Source organism: Streptomyces sp. NPDC001668, from assembly GCF_042893155.1.
Taxonomy (GTDB): domain Bacteria; phylum Actinomycetota; class Actinomycetes; order Streptomycetales; family Streptomycetaceae; genus Streptomyces.
This window is the reverse complement of record NZ_JBIAUQ010000015.1, coordinates 94,135-110,437: the sequence shown is the minus strand read 5'-3', so window position 1 is coordinate 110,437 and position 16,303 is coordinate 94,135. Positions and strand designations below refer to the sequence as shown.

Sequence of the window (16,303 nt, the reverse complement as noted above, 5' to 3'; positions counted from 1 at the left end):
CTCTCCCACGGGCCGTCACCCCTCGTAGACGGTGAGGGCGGCACCGTCGATCTCGATCCGGCGGCCCGCCCTCAGGCCGTCGCGGCGCAGTGCTTTCAGACAGGTGTGGAACAGCGGCAGCTCGTCCGCGTCCAGGACGGCGGCGGCCAGTTCCAGGAGTTCGGTCACTGACTGGTCGGTCAGTACCTCGGGCAGCTCACCGGAGAGCAGAACGACCGATTCTCCGGCAGGCCCGCGGACCACGGCCGTGGCCGGTCCGCCATGCACGAACAACACATTCCCCCCTGGGAGCCCGGGGTCGTGCGGCTCTCGCTCCTCGGGCAGGACGAGAGACTAGCGGGGGGAGCCGGACACTTTCGGCCACAGTCGAATTCTTTTTCCGACTGCACGGAAGAGTGAACATTCGCGGTCGTGGACTGCCGGTACCAGCCTTCGGACGGTCACTTCTTCGGTGCGCGAGGCGTGGAGCGGTCCAGCAGGGACTCCACGAGCGCGGCCACATGCCGGCGGTCGTCCGCCGAGAGCTGCTGGACGCTGGCGATGAGCAGGTCCACCTCGGGGTCGGCCGGGCGGGCGGTGCCCTCGGGGTCCTGGCCGGCCGGGGTGCCGTACACGTGGATGCCGCAGGCCTCCGCGGCGGCGCGGCGGACGGTGTCCAACGGGAGTTCCAGGCCCTTGGACAGTCCCTCCAGGGTCGTCGACTGGGGCATGCGGACGACGCGGTCGGTGGTCGCCAGGTGGTGGACGGTGGAGCGCGGGATGCCACCGCGGCGCGCCACCTCGCCGTAGGACCAGCCCTTGCGGTCCAGGCGCTCACGGATCAACTGCTGGAGTGCGTTGGCCACGGGTGGGTCACTTCCTGCTCGCCGCTCGGCGGAACCGTCCATGTCGGAGCCGATTCTACGGGCGGCCCCGCCCGCCGCCGAAAGAGTGATTCCCCGAACGGGTTGCGCAGTCGCCCCGCGAGGCCCTAGTGTCCAATCTCGTTGGACAGCACGTCCGACCAAGTTGGACAGAGTGTGGGGGGAACCTGACTCGGTCCGACCGGAAATGCCCATCCCTGAGGGGGAATTGATCATGATGGACGCTCACGAGCTCGAGGCCGAGTCCGCGGAACTGCTGCCGGGCCGCGAGGCCCTCGGCCGTCTGAAGTTCAGCTTCAACAAGACGACCAACGTCACCAAGCACATCGCCAACGTCGAGGCCCACAACTCGTCCCTCGCCGTCAACGACCACTCCTTCGCCTCGGCCGCCGCCTCGCAGGCCGGCCAGAACATCACCGTCACCCAGTAACACCCGCGCACCACCTCGAACCCGATCCACATCACCTGAAAGGACGTCCGTCATGAGCATGGACATGCACGAGCTGGAGACCGAGTCCGCCGAGCTGCTGCCGGGCCGGGAGGCCCTCGGCCGTCTGAAGTTCAGCTTCAACAAGACGACCAACGTCACCAAGCACATCGCCAACATCCAGGCGGACAACCAGTCCGCGGCGCTCAACGATCACTCCTCCTACTCGGTCGCCGAGTCGCAGGCCTCGCAGTCGATCGTCGTCAAGCAGTAACGACGGCGTGACCACGGCCGTCGGGGTGGGCCGCCCGCACCAGCGGTGCGGTCCACCCCGACGGCCATGCAAGGCGGGAAGCGGGGCGGACGTGGGGGGAGACCACATATGACGGTGCTCGGAGACGGGCCCCCGACGCTGTACGACACCGGGCCCGTGCCCGGGCCGGGCGGCTGGCCGGTGACGTACGAGCAGGTGGCGACGGGCAGCCTGCCGGTCGTCGAACAGCGGCTCGTGCCACGGCTGAGCGCGGGACTGCGGCTGCACGGCGAGTACCAGGGGTCGGGTTTCACCGAGCCCAAGTACATCGCCCGTCGGGGGGACGGGCAGGTCGTGCAGCTGTCGCGGCTGCTGTATCTGGTGGCGTCGTCCGTCGACGGCGTGCGCGACACCGAGTCGATCGCCCACCGGGTGAGCGCGCGGTTCGGCCGCGAGGTCAGCGGCGACAACATCCGCTTCCTCGTGGAGAAGAAGCTCGAACCCCTCGGGGTGACGGTCCCCGAGGGCCAGGAGAGCGACGAGGTCGAGGCACCGCGCTCCGACCTGCTGCTCGCCCTCAAGGGCCACCGGGTCATCTTCGACGAACGGCGCACGGCACGGGTCGCGGGGCTGTTCGCGTGGCTGCACCGGCCGGTCGTGGTCGCGGCCGTGCTGCTCTCGGCCGTGGCCATGGACGTGTGGCTGTTCGGCTTCTTCGGGGCGATCGAACCGGTCCTGGAGGTCCTCGACCAGCCGGTACTGATCCTGATCGTCTTCGCGCTGACCGTGGCCTCGCTCGTCTTCCACGAGTTCGGCCACGCGTCCGCGTGCAAGTACGGCGGCGCCCGGCCCGGCTGCATCGGCTGCGGGATCTTCCTGATCTGGCCGTCCATGTACACCGACGTGACGGACGTGTACCGGATCGGACGCGGCGGGCGGATCAGGACCGACCTCGGCGGGGTCTACTTCAACGTGGTGTTCATGCTCGGCATGGCCGGGCTGTACTTCGCCACGGGGGAGCAGTTCTTCCTGGCCGCGGTGTACCTCGGGCACTTCGAGATCCTCGAACAGCTGATGCCCGCGGTGCGGCTCGACGGCTACTACATCCTCGGCGACCTCGCCGGCGTCCCCGACCTCTACGGCAAGATCAAGCCCATCCTGCTCGGTCTGGTACCGGGGAGGAAGGGGCGGGCCGCGCGGAAAGAGGTCGCCGGGCTGAAGAAGTCGGCGCGGACCATCGTGGCCGCGTGGGTGCTCACCATGGTGCCGCTGATCATCGGTGAGATGGGCTACGGGCTGTGGAACCTGCCCCGGATCATCGCCACGATGATCCGGTCCATGGTCGAGCAGTTCTCCGGCACCGGGGCGGCCTTCGCGGACGGCCAGGTCGTCGAGGGGCTCGTCGGGGTGCTGGGCTGTCTGATGCTGCTCATCCCGATGGGCGGTGTCGCCTACCTCTCCGTGAAGATCGGAGGGCGGATCTGGCGGGGCGCGAAGCGGTCCACGGCGGGGCGGCCCCGGTTGCGGGTGGCGCTGTGCGCGGTGGCCCTCGCCGGGCTGGCGGGCCTCAGCTACGCGTGGACGTCCGGACTCACGCCCCAGCCGCTGCCGAAGAAACCCCCGATCGCGCCGATCCTTCAGCCCGGGGTGTCGACGGAGGAACCGCAGCCCCGGCAGGCCACGACTCCGGACGGCGACGCGTCGGTCTCGGAGGACGGTCCGTCGGACGGTCCGTCGGACACCGGCCCGGGTGCGGTGCCGCCGTCGGCCGGGGGCCCCTCGGGCTCCGACGCCCCCTCGGCCGGCGCCTCCGCGGCCTCGGCGTCCGCCTCCCCTGCCTCGTCCGCGGCCTCACCGGGCGCGGCGACCGGAGGGTCCTCCCGGGCGCCGGCGTCCCCGGCCCAGGGCACCTCGGCGGGCCCGGAACCGTCGTCACCGGGCACGGGCGAGGCCCCGTCGAGCCAGCCCCCGTCCCCGGTCCCGTCGGAGAGCATCCCACCGTCACCGACGGACGCCCCTTCCCCGTCACCGGCCGGCGGATCACCCGCGGCGTCCTGAGGGAACGGCGGCGGCGACCGTACGGCCGACCCGGCGGCGGCTGTTCCGAGTCGCTCCCCCCGGCGCCCCCACATCCGTACTCATCCATCCACCCAAGGAGACCTCTTGAGCAGCCACCGAAAACCCCGTACCTCAACCCCCTTCACCCGGCGTGCCGTTCGCGTCGGGCTGTTCGCCGCCGGTGTCGCCGGTGTGGCGACCGCCGTGCCGGCGCAGGCCGCGACCGCCGGGACCACCAAGGTCGCCGTCGCGTCGGACCACGTCTTCAGCCACGCCGACCGTCGCGACCACACGGAGGAGAAGGACTCCTTCACCATCCGGCAGTTCGGCAAGGTGACCGCCGCCTCCGTGCGCAACCAGGCCAATGCCGTCTCCTCGGGCTGCACCGCCGACGACGACTGCCGTTCGGTGGCGCTGTCGTTCCAGATCGTCACCGTCGCGGGCGAGCACACCCGTCTGAACGCCGTGAACCTCAGCGACGCCACCAACAAGAGCTGCACCGGCTGCCAGACCCTGGCCGGCGCCTACCAGTTCGTGGTCTCCACGCCCGGCCCGCTCACCCTCGACTCCGCCCACCGCCGACAGCTCGCCGACATCCACCGCCGGCTGGACGCCCTGACCCGCTCCGACGTCCCCGCGACGGACCTGCGCACCCGCGCCGACGCCCTCGCCGCCGAGGTCAACACCGTCCTCCAGGACGCCGTGGCCGACGCCCCGAAGGGCGACGCGCAGGAGGACGTCACCATGCACCGCCACCTGGACGGCTGGCCCGGCCGCTGACCCGGTCGGCCGTCCGGCCCGCGGCAGCCAGCCGTGGGCCGGACGGCCGCGCGCAGACCGTTGACATCGGCAGACCCTGGGCGCAGACTCGCTTCACCTCAGTGAAATAAAGTTCACCAGGCGAACACGAGCTATTGTGCACGCCAGCCACAAGGTCCCCGAAGGGAACGCCCGATGCGTACCACCGTCGGCATCATCGGAGCCGGCCCCGCCGGCCTCCTCCTCGCCCGGCTCCTCCACAACGCCGGCATCGACTCGGTCGTCCTGGAGAGCCGCGACCGCGCCTACGTCGAGCAGCGCCAGCGCGCCGGGATCCTGGAGCAGGGCACCGTCGACGTACTGCGCGCGGCCGGCGCGGGCGAGCGCATGGACCGCGAGGGACTCCCGCACGACGGCATCGAGCTGCGCTACGACAGGAAGCGCCACCGCGTCGACTTCCCCGCCCTCACCGGCGGCCGCTCCGTGATGGTCTACGCCCAGACCGAGGTCTGCAAGGACCTCATCGCCCTCCAGCTCGAAGAGGGCGGCCCGCTGCTGTTCGAGGCGGAGGCCCTGGCCGTCGAGGACGCCGACACCGGCACCCCGAGGATCCGCTTCCGGCACGAGGGGCGTGAGGACGTCCTGGAGTGCGAGTACGTCGTCGGCTGCGACGGCTTCTGGGGGGTGGCGAGGAAGGCGGTCCCCGCCGAACTGACCCGGGTCTTCGAGCGGACGTACCCCTTCGCCTGGCTCGGCATCCTCGCCGACGTCCCGCCCTCCCACGACGAACTCGTCTACGCCCGCCACGACCGCGGCTTCGCCCTGCTGTCCATGCGCTCCCCGTCCGTCTCCCGCCTCTACCTCCAGGTCCCCGAGGGCACGGACGCCGACAGCTGGGGCGACGAGGAGATCTGGGACGAGCTGGAGCGCCGCTTCGAGACGGACGACGACTGGAAGCTCGACAGGGGACCGATCACCCAGAAGTCCGTCACCCCCATGCGCTCCTACGTCCACGAGCCCATGCGCCACGGCCGTCTCTTCCTCGCCGGCGACGCGGCCCACATCGTCCCGCCCACCGGAGCCAAGGGCCTGAACCTCGCCGTGGGGGACGTCGTCACCTTCGCGAGGGCGCTGGAGCACCTGAGGGAGACCGGTTCGGCCGAGCGCCTCGACGCCTACTCCGAGACCTGCCTGCGCCGGGTGTGGCAGGCCGAACGGTTCTCCTACGACATGACGAGCCTGCTGCACCGGTCGCCCGACGCCACTCCCTTCGAGGACCGGATGCAGCTGGCCCGGCTGGAGCGGATCGCGGGGTCGCGGGCCGCCGAGACCGACCTCGCCGAGGGGTACACCGGCTTCCCCTTCGGCTGAGGCCCCTCCGGTGCCGGGAATCACGCGTGCGCGTAGCGTGTTGGCCGGAGCAACGAGGGAAGATCCTCCTCAAGCACTAGGGTCATTCCTTTGCCTACCCATTACTCTTGAGGGCAAGGTCCACAGACGGTGGCCATGGAGGAGTGAAATGAGGAGCAGCAACCCGGTCTTCTCGCGACGGGGGTTCAGCCGCGACAACGGCTACGCGGGCTTCAACACCGCGCCGCAGGCCGGGGGCGCAGCCGTGGGCACGCAGGGCAGCCCCTACGCGCAGCCGCAGGGCAACCCGTACGCGACCAACCCCTATGCCCAGCAGGGCCTGCAGCAGGGCGCACCGCCACAGGCCCCGGTGACCACCGGCCGGATGACGATGGACGACGTCGTCATGCGCACCGGCACCACGCTCGGCATCCTGATCGTCACGGCCGCGCTCGCCTGGGCGCTGCTGCCCGTCGACGACGCCAACATCGGCCGCTCGTACGGCATCGGGATCGGCGCCGCGCTCATCGGCATGGTCCTGGCGCTCGTGCAGTCCTTCAAGCGCACGGCCACGCCCGCGCTGATCGTGTCGTACGCCGCGTTCGAGGGTGTGTTCCTCGGCGTCGTCTCCAGCATCGTCGACAACCGCATCGCGAGCGGCGCGGCCATGCAGGCCGTGATCGGCACCCTGGCGGTCTTCGCCGCCGTACTGGTGGCGTACAAGGCCGGCTGGATCCGCGTGAACCGTCGGTTCTACGGCTTCGTCATGGCGGCCGCGCTCGGCTTCGTGCTGCTGATGGTGGTCAACATGCTGTTCGCCGTCTTCGGCGGCGGTGACGGCCTCGGCTTCCGCAGCGGCGGCCTCGGCATCCTGTTCGGCATCATCGGCGTCCTGCTCGGCGCGTGCTTCCTCGCCCTCGACTTCAAGCAGGTCGAGGACGGCATCGCCTACGGCGCGCCGAAGGAGGAGGCCTGGCTGGCCGCCTTCGGTCTCACACTGACGCTGGTGTGGATCTACATGGAGTTCCTGCGGCTCGTCGCGATCCTCAACAGCAGCGACTAGTCCCCGACGGTCGTTCGGGTCGTACGGCGAAGGGCCCCCGGTTCCGACCGGGGGCCCTTCGGCATGTGCGCAGCTCAGAAGTACCTGCGCGCGGCCCTCCTCAGGTCGTACTCGTGGATGATCGCCTTGGCGTGGCCGTACGCGAGGTTGTGTTCGTGGCGGAGCCAGCTGACCTTTTCCTCGAAGCGGAAGAGGGCCGGGCCTTCGTCGACGGTGCGGAGCCAGTCGGAGACTTCACGACCGGTGCACTGGGGGATGCGGGCGAGCAGGTTGCGGTGGGTCTCCTCGGAGAGGACGTGGGACATCGGCGCCTCCGGACGCAAAGGGGATGTAAGCCGGTCCTTCAGGTCACCGTGCCTGAGCGTTCGCCTGTTGGCAACAGTCCCGGTGGGACGCGTACGGTTGCCGGGTGGCTGATACTTCGCGTCTGACCCGGGCTGTGGACCACTTCGCCGACCGGCTCCGGGCCGCACCGCAGAGCCGTCTGCAGCGGGGAGCCGCTGCTGAGGCGCTCGGACTGGCCCGGGAGATGGCCCGCCGGGCACAGCTCCTGGAGGAGCCCGGCACCGAGCTCCGCGAGATGCCCGATGCGGGGATGTTCGCGGCCGCCGACCAGATCACCGTGGCCGTGCACGACTTGGCCCTCGTGCTGGACGACGAGGGCCAGGTGTCCGAGGCTGTGCGGTTGGTGGAGGAGGCGCAGAAGAGGGCGGGGGTCTGAGGTTGCGTCGGCGGGTGCGGGTGCGGGTGCGGGTGCGGGTGCGGGTGCGTGGGGGCTGATCGCGCAGTTCCCCGCGCCCCTGGGTGGGGACAGGTCCCCGGCGCCTCAAAGTGAAGCTATGACCCGGTCCGCCAGGATGTAGACGTTCTCCCCGCCGCACGCGAACGTCAGCGTGTACGCGCCCGAGATGCCCGAGCCGCCCAGCAGCACCGGGGTCTCGCCCGCGCGCAGGGCCGCCGAGAGGCGCTCGGCGGTCTCGCGGTGACCCGGGGTCATGCACAGGGTCGTGCCGTCGACGAAGACGTAGACGTCGAGGGTGCCGAGGGGACCCGGGCGGACGTCGGCCAGCGCGGTGCCGGAGGCGGCCAGGTCCTCCAGGGTCGCCACCGTGCGCTCGTGGTCGCCCACGACCGGTGAGCCCACCGGCACGAAGTCCGGGTGGGAGGGGTGACGGCGGCGGGCCGCGGCCAGTTCGGGGCTGTCGCCGGCGAACTCGTCCGCGTCGGCCGAGGATTCCGACACCGGCTCCAGCGGCTCCAGACCCACGAAATCGGCCTGCCGGGGCAGGAACAGCTCACTGTCGGGCAGCCCGAGCAGCGAGGGCGCGTCGGAGGCGTCACGGGCCTCCTGGGCGGCCCAGAAGGCACGCGCCTCGGCGAGCTCGCGCTCCCGCTCCTCGGCGAGGGCCTCGGCCACGGCGGCGCGTATCTCGTCGACGTCAGCGGCGGGACGGGCGGCCGGTACCAGACCCCGTACGGGCGCGGTGTTGTTCCTGGCGAGCTCGGTGTGCAGGGCGGCGACCTGCCGGCGCAGCACCATGAGGGTGCGCAGGACGGCGACGCCCACGGCGCCCGTGGCGGCCGTGGTGACCAGCAAGGCGATCGGCATGGCGCTCACTGACGTACTCCCGGTTCAAAGTCGACCCCCGACTTCCTACATCAGCTTGAAGGGCGGACTATCCAGCTGTCAGTGCGTAACGTCACGAATCGGACAGGAACTTGGGTCCGGGGTTTAGTGGTGAAACGGCTCTGACCTGCGTAAATCCCTTGCGGAAGGGAGATAGGTCACATCCTGGGGGAGATTGGATCACAAATCGGCCCAGAACCTTGGAGTTTCCCCGGTTCTGGGCCAAAGAGTGACGCTGAGTCCCCGTACGCGTACGGAGAGTTGGGCGATCAGCTCAGGCGCTCGATGACCATCGCCATGCCCTGGCCGCCGCCCACGCACATGGTCTCCAGACCGAACTGCTTGTCGTGGAACTGGAGGGAGTTGATGAGCGTGCCGGTGATGCGGGCGCCGGTCATGCCGAAGGGGTGGCCGACGGCGATCGCGCCGCCGTTGACGTTCAGCTTCTCCAGCGGGATGTTCAGGTCGCGGTAGGAGGGGATCACCTGGGCGGCGAACGCCTCGTTGATCTCGACCAGGTCGATGTCCTCGATCGTGAGACCGGCGCGGCGCAGGGCCTGGTTCGACGCGTCCACCGGGCCGAGGCCCATGATCTCGGGGGACAGGCCCGAGACGCCGGTCGACACGATGCGGGCGAGCGGGGTGAGGCCGAGCTCGCGCGCCTTGGTGTCGCTCATGATGACGACCGCGGCGGCACCGTCGTTGAGCGGGCAGCAGTTGCCGGCCGTGACCATGCCGTCGGGGCGGAAGACCGGCTTCAGACCCTGGACGCCGTCGAGCGTGACGCCGGCGCGCGGGCCGTCGTCCTTGGAGACCACCGTGCCGTCGGGCAGCGTGACCGGGGTGATCTCGCGCTCCCAGAAGCCGTTCTTGATGGCTTCCTCGGCGAGGTTCTGCGAGCGGACACCGAACTCGTCCATGTCCTGGCGGGTGACGCCCTTGACGCGGGCCAGGTTCTCCGCGGTCTGGCCCATCGCGATGTACGGGTCGGGGAGCAGGCCGTCCTCGCGCGGGTCGTGCCAGGTGGAGCCCTCGGAGGCGGCCGTGGCGGCGGTGCGGGCCTGGGCCTCGTCGAAGATCGGGTTGGTGGTGTCCGGGAGGCCGTCCGAGCTGCCCTTGGCGTAACGGGAGACCATCTCGACACCGGCCGAGATGAACACGTCGCCCTCGCCCGCCTTGATGGCGTGCAGGGCCATGCGGCTCGTCTGCAGCGAGGAGGAACAGTAACGGGTGATCGTGCAGCCCGGCAGGTGGTCCATGCCCATCTGCACGGCCACGATGCGGCCCAGGTTGTAGCCCTGCTCACCGCCGGGCAGGCCGCAGCCGAGCATCAGGTCGTCGATGTCGCGCGGGTCCAGCTCGGGGACCTTGGCGAGGGCGGCCTGGATGATCGTGGCGGTCAGGTCGTCGGGGCGCAGGTCCTTGAGGGAGCCCTTGACGGCGCGGCCGATGGGGGAGCGGGCGGTCGAGACGATCACGGCTTCGGGCATCACGGCTCCATTGGCGTACGGGGTGTTCTTCCGGACGGGGCTCCTTGGGAAGTTACCCGGACGTATGGCCCGGGTCACGGGGGTGGCGGTGTGACCTATGTCTAAGCGCTTGCTTGGGCCTACGGCGCTTGAGCCGACACAGCCGCGGGCCGGTGGGGCGCAGCCCCGTCCTGGGGGCTGTGCCCCCAGACCCCCATCGGCCCGAAGGGCCTCGTCCGCCTCGTCCTCAAACGCCGGACGGGCTGGAATCGCCTGGACCGGCATTCACGGCAGGAGCCGGTTCCGTCGCCCGCACCCGCCGCCTGCGCCTGCGCTTCAGCAGCGCCCAGGGCCCCGTCGGACCGGTCGGCATCGCCGCCGCCACCTCCGTACCGGCCTCCGAGGCCGCCTCCGCCGCCGCCCGCGCCACCGGCAGGAAGCCCTCGCGGCGCGAGACGTCCGGACGGTCCTCGTCGGCCGGCCACAGGCTCAGGGCCGCACAGACCGTCGGCAGCACCGCCATCGCCGCCGTCGCGTACCCCTCCGCCGAGGGGTGGTAGTTGTCCGGACCGAACAGCTCACGCGGGTTCGCCTCGAACTCCGGGCCCAGGAGATCGCCCAGCGACACCGTGCGCCCGCCCTGCTCCACCGCGCCGATCGTCTGCGCCGCCGCCAGCTGGCGCGAGGCCCGGCGGGCCAGCCACCGCAACGGCTGCTGGACCGGCTCGATCGTGCCCAGGTCGGGACAGGTGCCGACCACGACCTCCGCACCGGCCGTGCGCAGCCGCCGTACCGCCGCGGACAGATGCCGTACGGAACGCGTCGCCGGCATCCGGTGCGTCACGTCGTTCGCGCCGATCATGATCACGCAGATGTCCGGGACCCGCTCGGGATCCGCCAGTGTCAGCGCGACCTGGCGGTCCAGGTCGTCCGAGGTGGCCCCGGGCAGGGCGACGTTGCGCAGTTCCACCGGGCGCTCCGCCACCGCCGCGAGCCCCGAGGCCAGCAGCGCGCCCGGAGTCTGGCCCGCCCGGTGCACGCCCTGGCCCGCGGCCGTGGAGTCCCCCAGCATCGTCAGGCGCAGCGGCGGATCGCCGACGGCCGCGTAGACGTGGCCGTACCGGCCCTCGGCCTGCGGGACGTGCGGCGTCGTGCCGTTGCCCACCTGCCGTCTCGCCAGCCGCACCTCCGCCAGCAGCAGGCCCATGGCCGCCGCCCCGACCAGACCGATCCCGCCGCCGCCGTATGCCGCGCCGGCTGCGATCCGCCTGGCCGTCCTCGCCCTCGACATGCTCGTCATACGTCGCCGCCACCTCCGTCGTACCCGCTACACCCACTCCTTGCCCCGCACGGACCGTGGCCCAATCCCAACGGGGAGTGAACGGCCGTCATGGCGCCCGAACAGGCCATAGGCTGGCTGGACCACTAGGACCACTTCTTTTGCAAGCATCCGGAGACAACGGTGCAATTCCACGACTCGATGATCAGCCTCGTCGGCAACACCCCGCTCGTGAGGCTCAACAGCGTGACCAAGGGCATCAAGGCGACCGTCCTGGCCAAGGTCGAGTACTTCAACCCCGGCGGCTCCGTGAAGGACCGCATCGCGCTGCGCATGATCGAGGCGGCGGAGGAGAGCGGCGCGCTGAAGCCCGGGGGCACCATCGTCGAGCCGACCAGCGGAAACACCGGGGTCGGGCTCGCCATCGTGGCGCAGCAGAAGGGGTACAAGTGCATCTTCGTGTGCCCCGACAAGGTCTCGACGGACAAGATCAACGTCCTGCGGGCCTACGGCGCCGAGGTCGTCGTCTGCCCGACCGCCGTGGACCCCGAGCACCCGGACTCGTACTACAACGTGTCCGACCGGCTGGTGCGCGAGACGCCCGGCGCGTGGAAGCCCGACCAGTACTCCAACCCGAACAACCCGCTCTCCCACTACCACTCCACCGGCCCCGAGCTGTGGGAGCAGACGGAGGGGAAGATCACCCACTTCGTGGCGGGCGTCGGCACCGGCGGCACCATCTCCGGCACCGGCCGCTACCTGAAGGACGCCAGCGACGGCAGGGTCCAGGTGGTCGGCGCCGACCCCGAGGGCTCGGTGTACTCCGGCGGCTCCGGACGGCCGTACCTCGTCGAGGGCGTCGGTGAGGACTTCTGGCCGACCGCCTACGACCGCACGGTCGCCGACGAGATCGTCGCCGTCTCCGACAAGGACTCCTTCCAGATGACCCGCCGCCTCGCCAAGGAGGAGGGCCTCCTGGTCGGCGGCTCCTGCGGCATGGCCGTCGTGGCGGCCCTGCGGGTCGCCGAGCGCCTGGACGAGAACGGCGTGGTGGTGGTCCTGCTGCCGGACAGCGGACGCGGGTACCTCTCGAAGATCTTCAACGACGAGTGGATGGCCGACTACGGCTTCCTGGAGGACGAGGGCCCCAGCGCCCGCGTCGCCGACGTCCTCAACGACAAGGTGCACGGCGCCATCCCCTCCCTCGTCCACATGCACCCGGACGAGACGGTCGGCGAGGCCATCGAGGTGCTGCGCGAGTACGGCGTCTCGCAGATGCCGATCGTCAAGCCGGGTGCCGGTCACCCGGACGTGATGGCAGCGGAGGTCGTCGGCTCGGTCGTCGAACGCGAGCTGCTCGACGCCCTGTTCACGCAGCGGGCCTCGCTGGAGGACCCGCTGGAGAAGCACATGTCGGCCCCGCTGCCCCAGGTCGGCTCCGGCGAACCGGTCGGCGACCTGATGTCGGTCCTCGGCTCGGCGGACGCCGCGATCGTCCTCGTCGAGGGCAAGCCCACCGGGGTGATCAGCCGGCAGGATCTGCTGGCCTTCCTCGCCAAGGGCGGGAAGTAGCGGCAAACGTCCGGTGAACCCCGGGTGCCGGCGGCGGACCTTGCGGTTTCCTACCGAAAGGGTGGACTTCGCGGAACTGGTACGAGCGTGTCACGTCCGCGCAGCACACGCTTAACACGGGTCCGGCACATTGGTGGATGTCGGCAGGGCGGGAGCGGCTCCCCGCCAGGCCGGCACCGAACGTCCAAGGACCTCCGGAGCGGCTCCCGGACCTCCATGGACGCCGGACGTGAGACCCGGCCTGACCCGGTCAACGTCCCTCGCGGGGACCGCCGTCGTCCCGCCCCCCGGCAACGGGGGTGCGGCGGTCCCCGCGATATTTTTTTGCGCGCGGCTTCTGCGCGCGGCCTCAGCGCGCGGGGCTCGACGCCCAGCTTCCCAGCAGCGCCAGCCGCTCCGCCGTCTCCGAGCCCGGTTCCGGGGTGTAGACGAGCAGGCTCTGGTCGCCGTCCCCGGGGATCGTGAGGGTCTCGTACGGGAAGGTGAGCAGGCCCGCCACCGGGTGCCGGAGGCGCTTCACACCGTAGGCGCACTCCCTGACCTGGTGGTCGGCCCACAGGCGGCGGAAGTCCTCGCTCTTGAGGGAGAGTTCGCCGACGAGCGAGGTCAGTTCGCGGTCCTCCTGGTGATGGCCCGCCAGGACCCGCAGGTGGGCCACGCTCTGGGCGGCCACGGCCTGCCACTCCGGGTAGAAGTCACGGGCGGCGGGGTCGAGGAAGACGTACCGCGGGACGCTGCGCGCCTTGGCCGTGGCGGCGCTGTAGCCGAACACCGCGTCGGCCAGGGCGTTCCAGGCGAGGACGGTCATCCGGCGGTCCAGGACGAAGGCCGGGGTGCGGTCCATGGCGTCGATCATGAGCTGGACGCCCGGGCGGACGCGGGGGCGGGTCGGGCGCTCGGCCTGTCGGCGGGGGCGGGCCACCGCGTGCAGGTAGGCGCGCTCGGTCTCGTCCAGGCGCAGGACGCGCGCGACGGCGTCCAGCACCGCGTCCGAGACTCCCCCGGACTTCGTCCGGGAGGGGCCCCCAGGACCCCTGCCCTGCTCCAGCCGGATGTAGTAGTCGACGCTCACTCCGGCCAGTTGCGCGACCTCCTCCCGGCGCAGCCCGGGCACGCGGCGCCGGCCGTGCGAGGGCAGTCCCACCTCCTCGGGCCGGATGCGGGCGCGGCGTGAGCGTAAGAAGTCTCCGAGGTCCCCGTCCATGGGTTCGATCGTAGGGGAGGACGGGGCCGGGAACCTGGTACTGGCAGACCCAGGAAAAGCGCATCCCTGGGTACGGCGGCCGGGGCGCCGCAGGGTGGTGTCCGAGGCCGGGGAGTCACCCCGGCGGACATCCCAGCCGAGGAGCACGTCGATGTCGTACGAGAATCTGGCCGGACGTACCGCTGTCGTCACCGGGGCGGCGAGCGGGATCGGTGAGGCGGTCGCCGTGCTGCTGGCCGCGCAGGGGGCGCGGGTCGCGCTGCTGGCGCGGCGCGGTGAGCGGCTGGAGGCGGTCGCCGGGAAGATCCGGGCCGACGGCGGTCAGGCGCTGGCCGTGGTCGCCGACGTGACCGACGACGCGTCGGTGGCGGCCGCGGTGGAGAGCGTCCACGCGGCGTACGGGGCCGTCGACCTGGTGGTGAACAACGCGGGCGTGATGCTGCCGAACCCGATCACGGACGCCCGGGTCGACGAGTGGCAGCGGATGATCGACACCAATGTCACCGGTGTCCTGCGGGTCATCGGCGCGTTCGCCGGGGACCTGAACGAGGCGGCGGCGCAGGGCCGTAGCGCGGATCTGGTGAACGTCTCGTCGATCGGCGCGCACGTCACGACCTTCACCGACTTCGCCGTCTACGGGGCGACGAAGGCCGCGGTCACCCAGCTGTCGGCGCTGCTGAGGAACGAGTTCGGGCCGCGCGGTGTGCGGGTCACCAACATCGAGCCGGGGCTGACGGAGTCCGAGCTCGGCACGCACATCGACAACGACGGGCTGCGCGAGCAGCTCGGCGGGATGGCCGAGGCGACGGGCATGCTGGCGGCCACGGAGCTCGCGGACCTCGTCGCCTACGTCACCAGCCGGCCCCGGCACGTCAACCTGCGCCAGGTCGTGGTGCTGCCGACCGCGCAGGTGTGAGCGCCGGGGTCAGCCTTCCCAGTCGCTGCTCCGGGAGGACGGCTTGGCGCGTCGGCCGCCGCGGAAGAGGTCGGGGTTGAGGCGCAGCGCCTGGAAGGCGTTGACGCCGACGATGCCGACCCAGGTGACCAGCAGGCCGGGCAGGTGGGCGACGCCGCCGCCGATCCCGGAGAGCGGGATGGCCAGCACCAGCGAGACGATGCCGAAGCCGAAGCGTTCGCCGAAGGAGTCGGTGGGTTTGGGCGAGCGGGCGCCGCGGGCCGTCACCATCTGCTGCTCGGCGAGCTGCCGGCGCAGCCGGCGGTCCACGGCGCCGTCGATCCGCTGGTCGACCTTCTCCAGGAACGAGTCGACCAGCGCGGACTCGTACTCCTCGCCGAGTTCCCTGCGGGCCTGCAGGGTGGCGTTGAGTTCCTTCTTGAGTTCGGGGTCCCGCGCATCCATTCCGGTCATGGGAACCACGGTAGGCAGGGGGACGGGTGCCCGCACTGGGGATATCCCCCCTGTTGCGCCGGGGGTCCTCCTAGGCCAGCCCGTGCTGCTTCGCGTAGGCGTTGGCCACGTCCTCCGGGTCCTTCTTGTCGTTGTCGACCTGGCTGTTGAGCTGGGTGAGCTGGGCCGTGGTGAGGATGTTGCCGAGGCGGGCGAGGGCCTTGCGGACGGTGTCGTCGGCCTTGCGGTCGGCGATGAGGGGGACGATGTGCTGGCTGGGGATGAGGTTCTTGGGGTCGGTGAGGACGACCCAGTCGTGGGCGGCGATGTCGGTGTCGGTGGTGAAGAGGTTCGCCACGTCGACGTCGCCCTTCCTGAGGGCGCCCTTGACGAGCGGGCCGTCGGAGTCGAGGGACTTGAACTCCTTGAACTCGACGCCGTACACGTCCTTGAGGCCGACGGCGCCGACCCGGCGCTTCTTGACCTCGGGGGCGGCGCCGATGACCAGTTCGCCGTTGTGCTTGGCGAGGTCGGCGAGGGTGACGAGGCCGTACTTCTTCGCGGTGGCGCGGGTGACGGCGAAGCAGTCGGAGTCGGCGGCCTGGCCGTAGGGGAGGACCTGGAGGCCGGCGGGCAGGGCCAGGGTGAGGGCGTTCTGCATGGTGCCGGGCTCGGCGGAGGCGTCCTTGGGGGCGAGGTAGTTGAGGAGGGCGCCCTGGTACTCGGGCAGCAGGTCGATGTCGCCGGCCTTGAGGGCGGGGATGACGATCTCGCGGGTGCCGAGGTTGGGGCGGACCTTCACCTTGACGCCGGCCTGCTGGAGCACGGCCGCGTAGAGGTAGCCGAGGACCTGGTTCTCGGTGAAGTTGGCGGTGCCGATGGTGATTCCGCCCTTGCCGGCGCCGCTGCCGCCGGAAGTGGTCCCGCCGCCGTCGAGGGAGGTGATGCCGCTGGAGCAGGCGGAGAGGGCGGGGACGGAGGCCGCCGCGAGGAGGCCGCCGAGGAGGGTGCGTCGGTTCATCGGAGGGTCC

General features: G+C 71.0%; 18 protein-coding genes. 9 read left to right on the top strand and 9 right to left on the bottom strand.

From position 1 onward, the window contains the following. Positions 1-15: 15 nt before the first annotated feature. The gene (locus ACFYZ8_RS35090) at positions 16-267 is read right to left on the bottom strand and encodes a hypothetical protein (RefSeq protein ID WP_389050785.1); all 252 of its coding nucleotides are present in this window, start codon (positions 265-267) and stop codon (positions 16-18) included. A gap of 173 nt (positions 268-440) precedes the next feature. Next, entirely contained in the window at positions 441-845 is a 405-nt protein-coding gene (locus tag ACFYZ8_RS35085) for a helix-turn-helix transcriptional regulator (RefSeq protein WP_359035617.1), read from the bottom strand. 232 nt (positions 846-1,077) lie between these two features. Here ACFYZ8_RS35085 and ACFYZ8_RS35080 point away from each other — a divergent pair, with 232 nt between their 5' ends. The 6 genes from ACFYZ8_RS35080 (at position 1,078) to ACFYZ8_RS35055 (ending at position 6,773) form a co-directional block, all read left to right on the top strand. Next, positions 1,078-1,293, top strand: coding sequence for a hypothetical protein (locus tag ACFYZ8_RS35080; protein ID WP_359035615.1), 216 nt, complete (start codon positions 1,078-1,080; stop codon positions 1,291-1,293). Between the two features lie 52 nt (positions 1,294-1,345). Beyond that, positions 1,346-1,564, top strand: a complete 219-nt coding sequence (locus ACFYZ8_RS35075; RefSeq protein WP_007382551.1) for a hypothetical protein — start codon at positions 1,346-1,348, stop codon at positions 1,562-1,564. 108 nt (positions 1,565-1,672) lie between these two features. Further along, a complete protein-coding gene (locus tag ACFYZ8_RS35070) occupies positions 1,673-3,601 on the top strand; it encodes a hypothetical protein (RefSeq protein WP_388540890.1) in 1,929 nt (642 codons plus the stop codon). Between the two features lie 105 nt (positions 3,602-3,706). Next, positions 3,707-4,381 (top strand): hypothetical protein, encoded by a 675-nt coding sequence (locus ACFYZ8_RS35065; protein ID WP_359035611.1) that lies wholly within the window; start codon positions 3,707-3,709, stop codon positions 4,379-4,381. Positions 4,382-4,555: 174 nt separating this feature from the next. Further along, entirely contained in the window at positions 4,556-5,731 is a 1,176-nt protein-coding gene (locus ACFYZ8_RS35060; RefSeq protein ID WP_388540887.1) for a 4-hydroxybenzoate 3-monooxygenase, read from the top strand. Positions 5,732-5,879: 148 nt separating this feature from the next. Further along, a complete protein-coding gene (locus tag ACFYZ8_RS35055) occupies positions 5,880-6,773 on the top strand; it encodes a Bax inhibitor-1/YccA family protein (RefSeq protein WP_388540884.1) in 894 nt (297 codons plus the stop codon). A gap of 74 nt (positions 6,774-6,847) precedes the next feature. Here ACFYZ8_RS35055 and ACFYZ8_RS35050 read toward each other — a convergent pair whose 3' ends face one another. Beyond that, positions 6,848-7,078: a DUF4287 domain-containing protein gene (locus ACFYZ8_RS35050; protein ID WP_359035605.1), complete on the bottom strand. Its 231-nt coding sequence runs from the start codon at positions 7,076-7,078 to the stop codon at positions 6,848-6,850. A 104-nt stretch (positions 7,079-7,182) separates the two neighbouring features. On the opposite strand from ACFYZ8_RS35050, the gene ACFYZ8_RS35045 reads away from it, so the two are divergent. Beyond that, the gene (locus ACFYZ8_RS35045) at positions 7,183-7,494 is read left to right on the top strand and encodes a hypothetical protein (protein ID WP_359035603.1); all 312 of its coding nucleotides are present in this window, start codon (positions 7,183-7,185) and stop codon (positions 7,492-7,494) included. A 105-nt stretch (positions 7,495-7,599) separates the two neighbouring features. Here ACFYZ8_RS35045 and ACFYZ8_RS35040 read toward each other — a convergent pair whose 3' ends face one another. From ACFYZ8_RS35040 to ACFYZ8_RS35030, 3 genes are all read right to left on the bottom strand, one after another. Continuing rightward, the gene (locus ACFYZ8_RS35040) at positions 7,600-8,382 is read right to left on the bottom strand and encodes a hypothetical protein (RefSeq protein WP_359035724.1); all 783 of its coding nucleotides are present in this window, start codon (positions 8,380-8,382) and stop codon (positions 7,600-7,602) included. A 287-nt stretch (positions 8,383-8,669) separates the two neighbouring features. Continuing rightward, positions 8,670-9,890, bottom strand: a complete 1,221-nt coding sequence (locus tag ACFYZ8_RS35035) for an acetyl-CoA C-acetyltransferase (protein ID WP_388540880.1) — start codon at positions 9,888-9,890, stop codon at positions 8,670-8,672. A gap of 226 nt (positions 9,891-10,116) precedes the next feature. Next, positions 10,117-11,169, bottom strand: coding sequence for an SGNH/GDSL hydrolase family protein (locus ACFYZ8_RS35030; protein WP_388540877.1), 1,053 nt, complete (start codon positions 11,167-11,169; stop codon positions 10,117-10,119). 162 nt (positions 11,170-11,331) lie between these two features. On the opposite strand from ACFYZ8_RS35030, the gene ACFYZ8_RS35025 reads away from it, so the two are divergent. Further along, positions 11,332-12,720, top strand: a complete 1,389-nt coding sequence (locus ACFYZ8_RS35025) for a cystathionine beta-synthase (protein ID WP_359035597.1) — start codon at positions 11,332-11,334, stop codon at positions 12,718-12,720. Between the two features lie 349 nt (positions 12,721-13,069). Here ACFYZ8_RS35025 and ACFYZ8_RS35020 read toward each other — a convergent pair whose 3' ends face one another. After that, a complete protein-coding gene (locus ACFYZ8_RS35020; protein ID WP_388540874.1) occupies positions 13,070-13,924 on the bottom strand; it encodes a helix-turn-helix transcriptional regulator in 855 nt (284 codons plus the stop codon). A 151-nt stretch (positions 13,925-14,075) separates the two neighbouring features. Here ACFYZ8_RS35020 and ACFYZ8_RS35015 point away from each other — a divergent pair, with 151 nt between their 5' ends. Further along, the gene (locus ACFYZ8_RS35015) at positions 14,076-14,840 is read left to right on the top strand and encodes an SDR family oxidoreductase (protein ID WP_359035593.1); all 765 of its coding nucleotides are present in this window, start codon (positions 14,076-14,078) and stop codon (positions 14,838-14,840) included. 9 nt (positions 14,841-14,849) lie between these two features. On the opposite strand, the gene ACFYZ8_RS35010 is transcribed toward ACFYZ8_RS35015, so the two are convergent. Continuing rightward, positions 14,850-15,293 (bottom strand): hypothetical protein, encoded by a 444-nt coding sequence (locus tag ACFYZ8_RS35010; protein ID WP_359035591.1) that lies wholly within the window; start codon positions 15,291-15,293, stop codon positions 14,850-14,852. A 70-nt stretch (positions 15,294-15,363) separates the two neighbouring features. After that, positions 15,364-16,293, bottom strand: a complete 930-nt coding sequence (locus ACFYZ8_RS35005; RefSeq protein ID WP_359035589.1) for an ABC transporter substrate-binding protein — start codon at positions 16,291-16,293, stop codon at positions 15,364-15,366. Positions 16,294-16,303: the final 10 nt, after the last annotated feature.

What these genes read in the sequence shown, in the direction of transcription:
- ACFYZ8_RS35080 (WP_359035615.1), top strand. Translation starts at nt 1,078, where the DNA reads ATGATGGACGCTCACGAGCTCGAGGCCGAGTCCGCGGAACTGCTGCCG.
- ACFYZ8_RS35075 (WP_007382551.1), top strand. Translation starts at nt 1,346, where the DNA reads ATGAGCATGGACATGCACGAGCTGGAGACCGAGTCCGCCGAGCTGCTG.
- ACFYZ8_RS35070 (WP_388540890.1), top strand. Translation starts at nt 1,673, where the DNA reads ATGACGGTGCTCGGAGACGGGCCCCCGACGCTGTACGACACCGGGCCC.
- ACFYZ8_RS35060 (WP_388540887.1), top strand. Translation starts at nt 4,556, where the DNA reads ATGCGTACCACCGTCGGCATCATCGGAGCCGGCCCCGCCGGCCTCCTC.
- ACFYZ8_RS35055 (WP_388540884.1), top strand. Translation starts at nt 5,880, where the DNA reads ATGAGGAGCAGCAACCCGGTCTTCTCGCGACGGGGGTTCAGCCGCGAC.
- ACFYZ8_RS35050 (WP_359035605.1), bottom strand. Translation starts at nt 7,078, where the DNA reads ATGTCCCACGTCCTCTCCGAGGAGACCCACCGCAACCTGCTCGCCCGC.
- ACFYZ8_RS35040 (WP_359035724.1), bottom strand. Translation starts at nt 8,382, where the DNA reads ATGCCGATCGCCTTGCTGGTCACCACGGCCGCCACGGGCGCCGTGGGC.
- ACFYZ8_RS35035 (WP_388540880.1), bottom strand. Translation starts at nt 9,890, where the DNA reads ATGCCCGAAGCCGTGATCGTCTCGACCGCCCGCTCCCCCATCGGCCGC.
- ACFYZ8_RS35030 (WP_388540877.1), bottom strand. Translation starts at nt 11,169, where the DNA reads ATGACGAGCATGTCGAGGGCGAGGACGGCCAGGCGGATCGCAGCCGGC.
- ACFYZ8_RS35020 (WP_388540874.1), bottom strand. Translation starts at nt 13,924, where the DNA reads ATGGACGGGGACCTCGGAGACTTCTTACGCTCACGCCGCGCCCGCATC.
- ACFYZ8_RS35015 (WP_359035593.1), top strand. Translation starts at nt 14,076, where the DNA reads ATGTCGTACGAGAATCTGGCCGGACGTACCGCTGTCGTCACCGGGGCG.
- ACFYZ8_RS35010 (WP_359035591.1), bottom strand. Translation starts at nt 15,293, where the DNA reads ATGACCGGAATGGATGCGCGGGACCCCGAACTCAAGAAGGAACTCAAC.
- ACFYZ8_RS35005 (WP_359035589.1), bottom strand. Translation starts at nt 16,293, where the DNA reads ATGAACCGACGCACCCTCCTCGGCGGCCTCCTCGCGGCGGCCTCCGTC.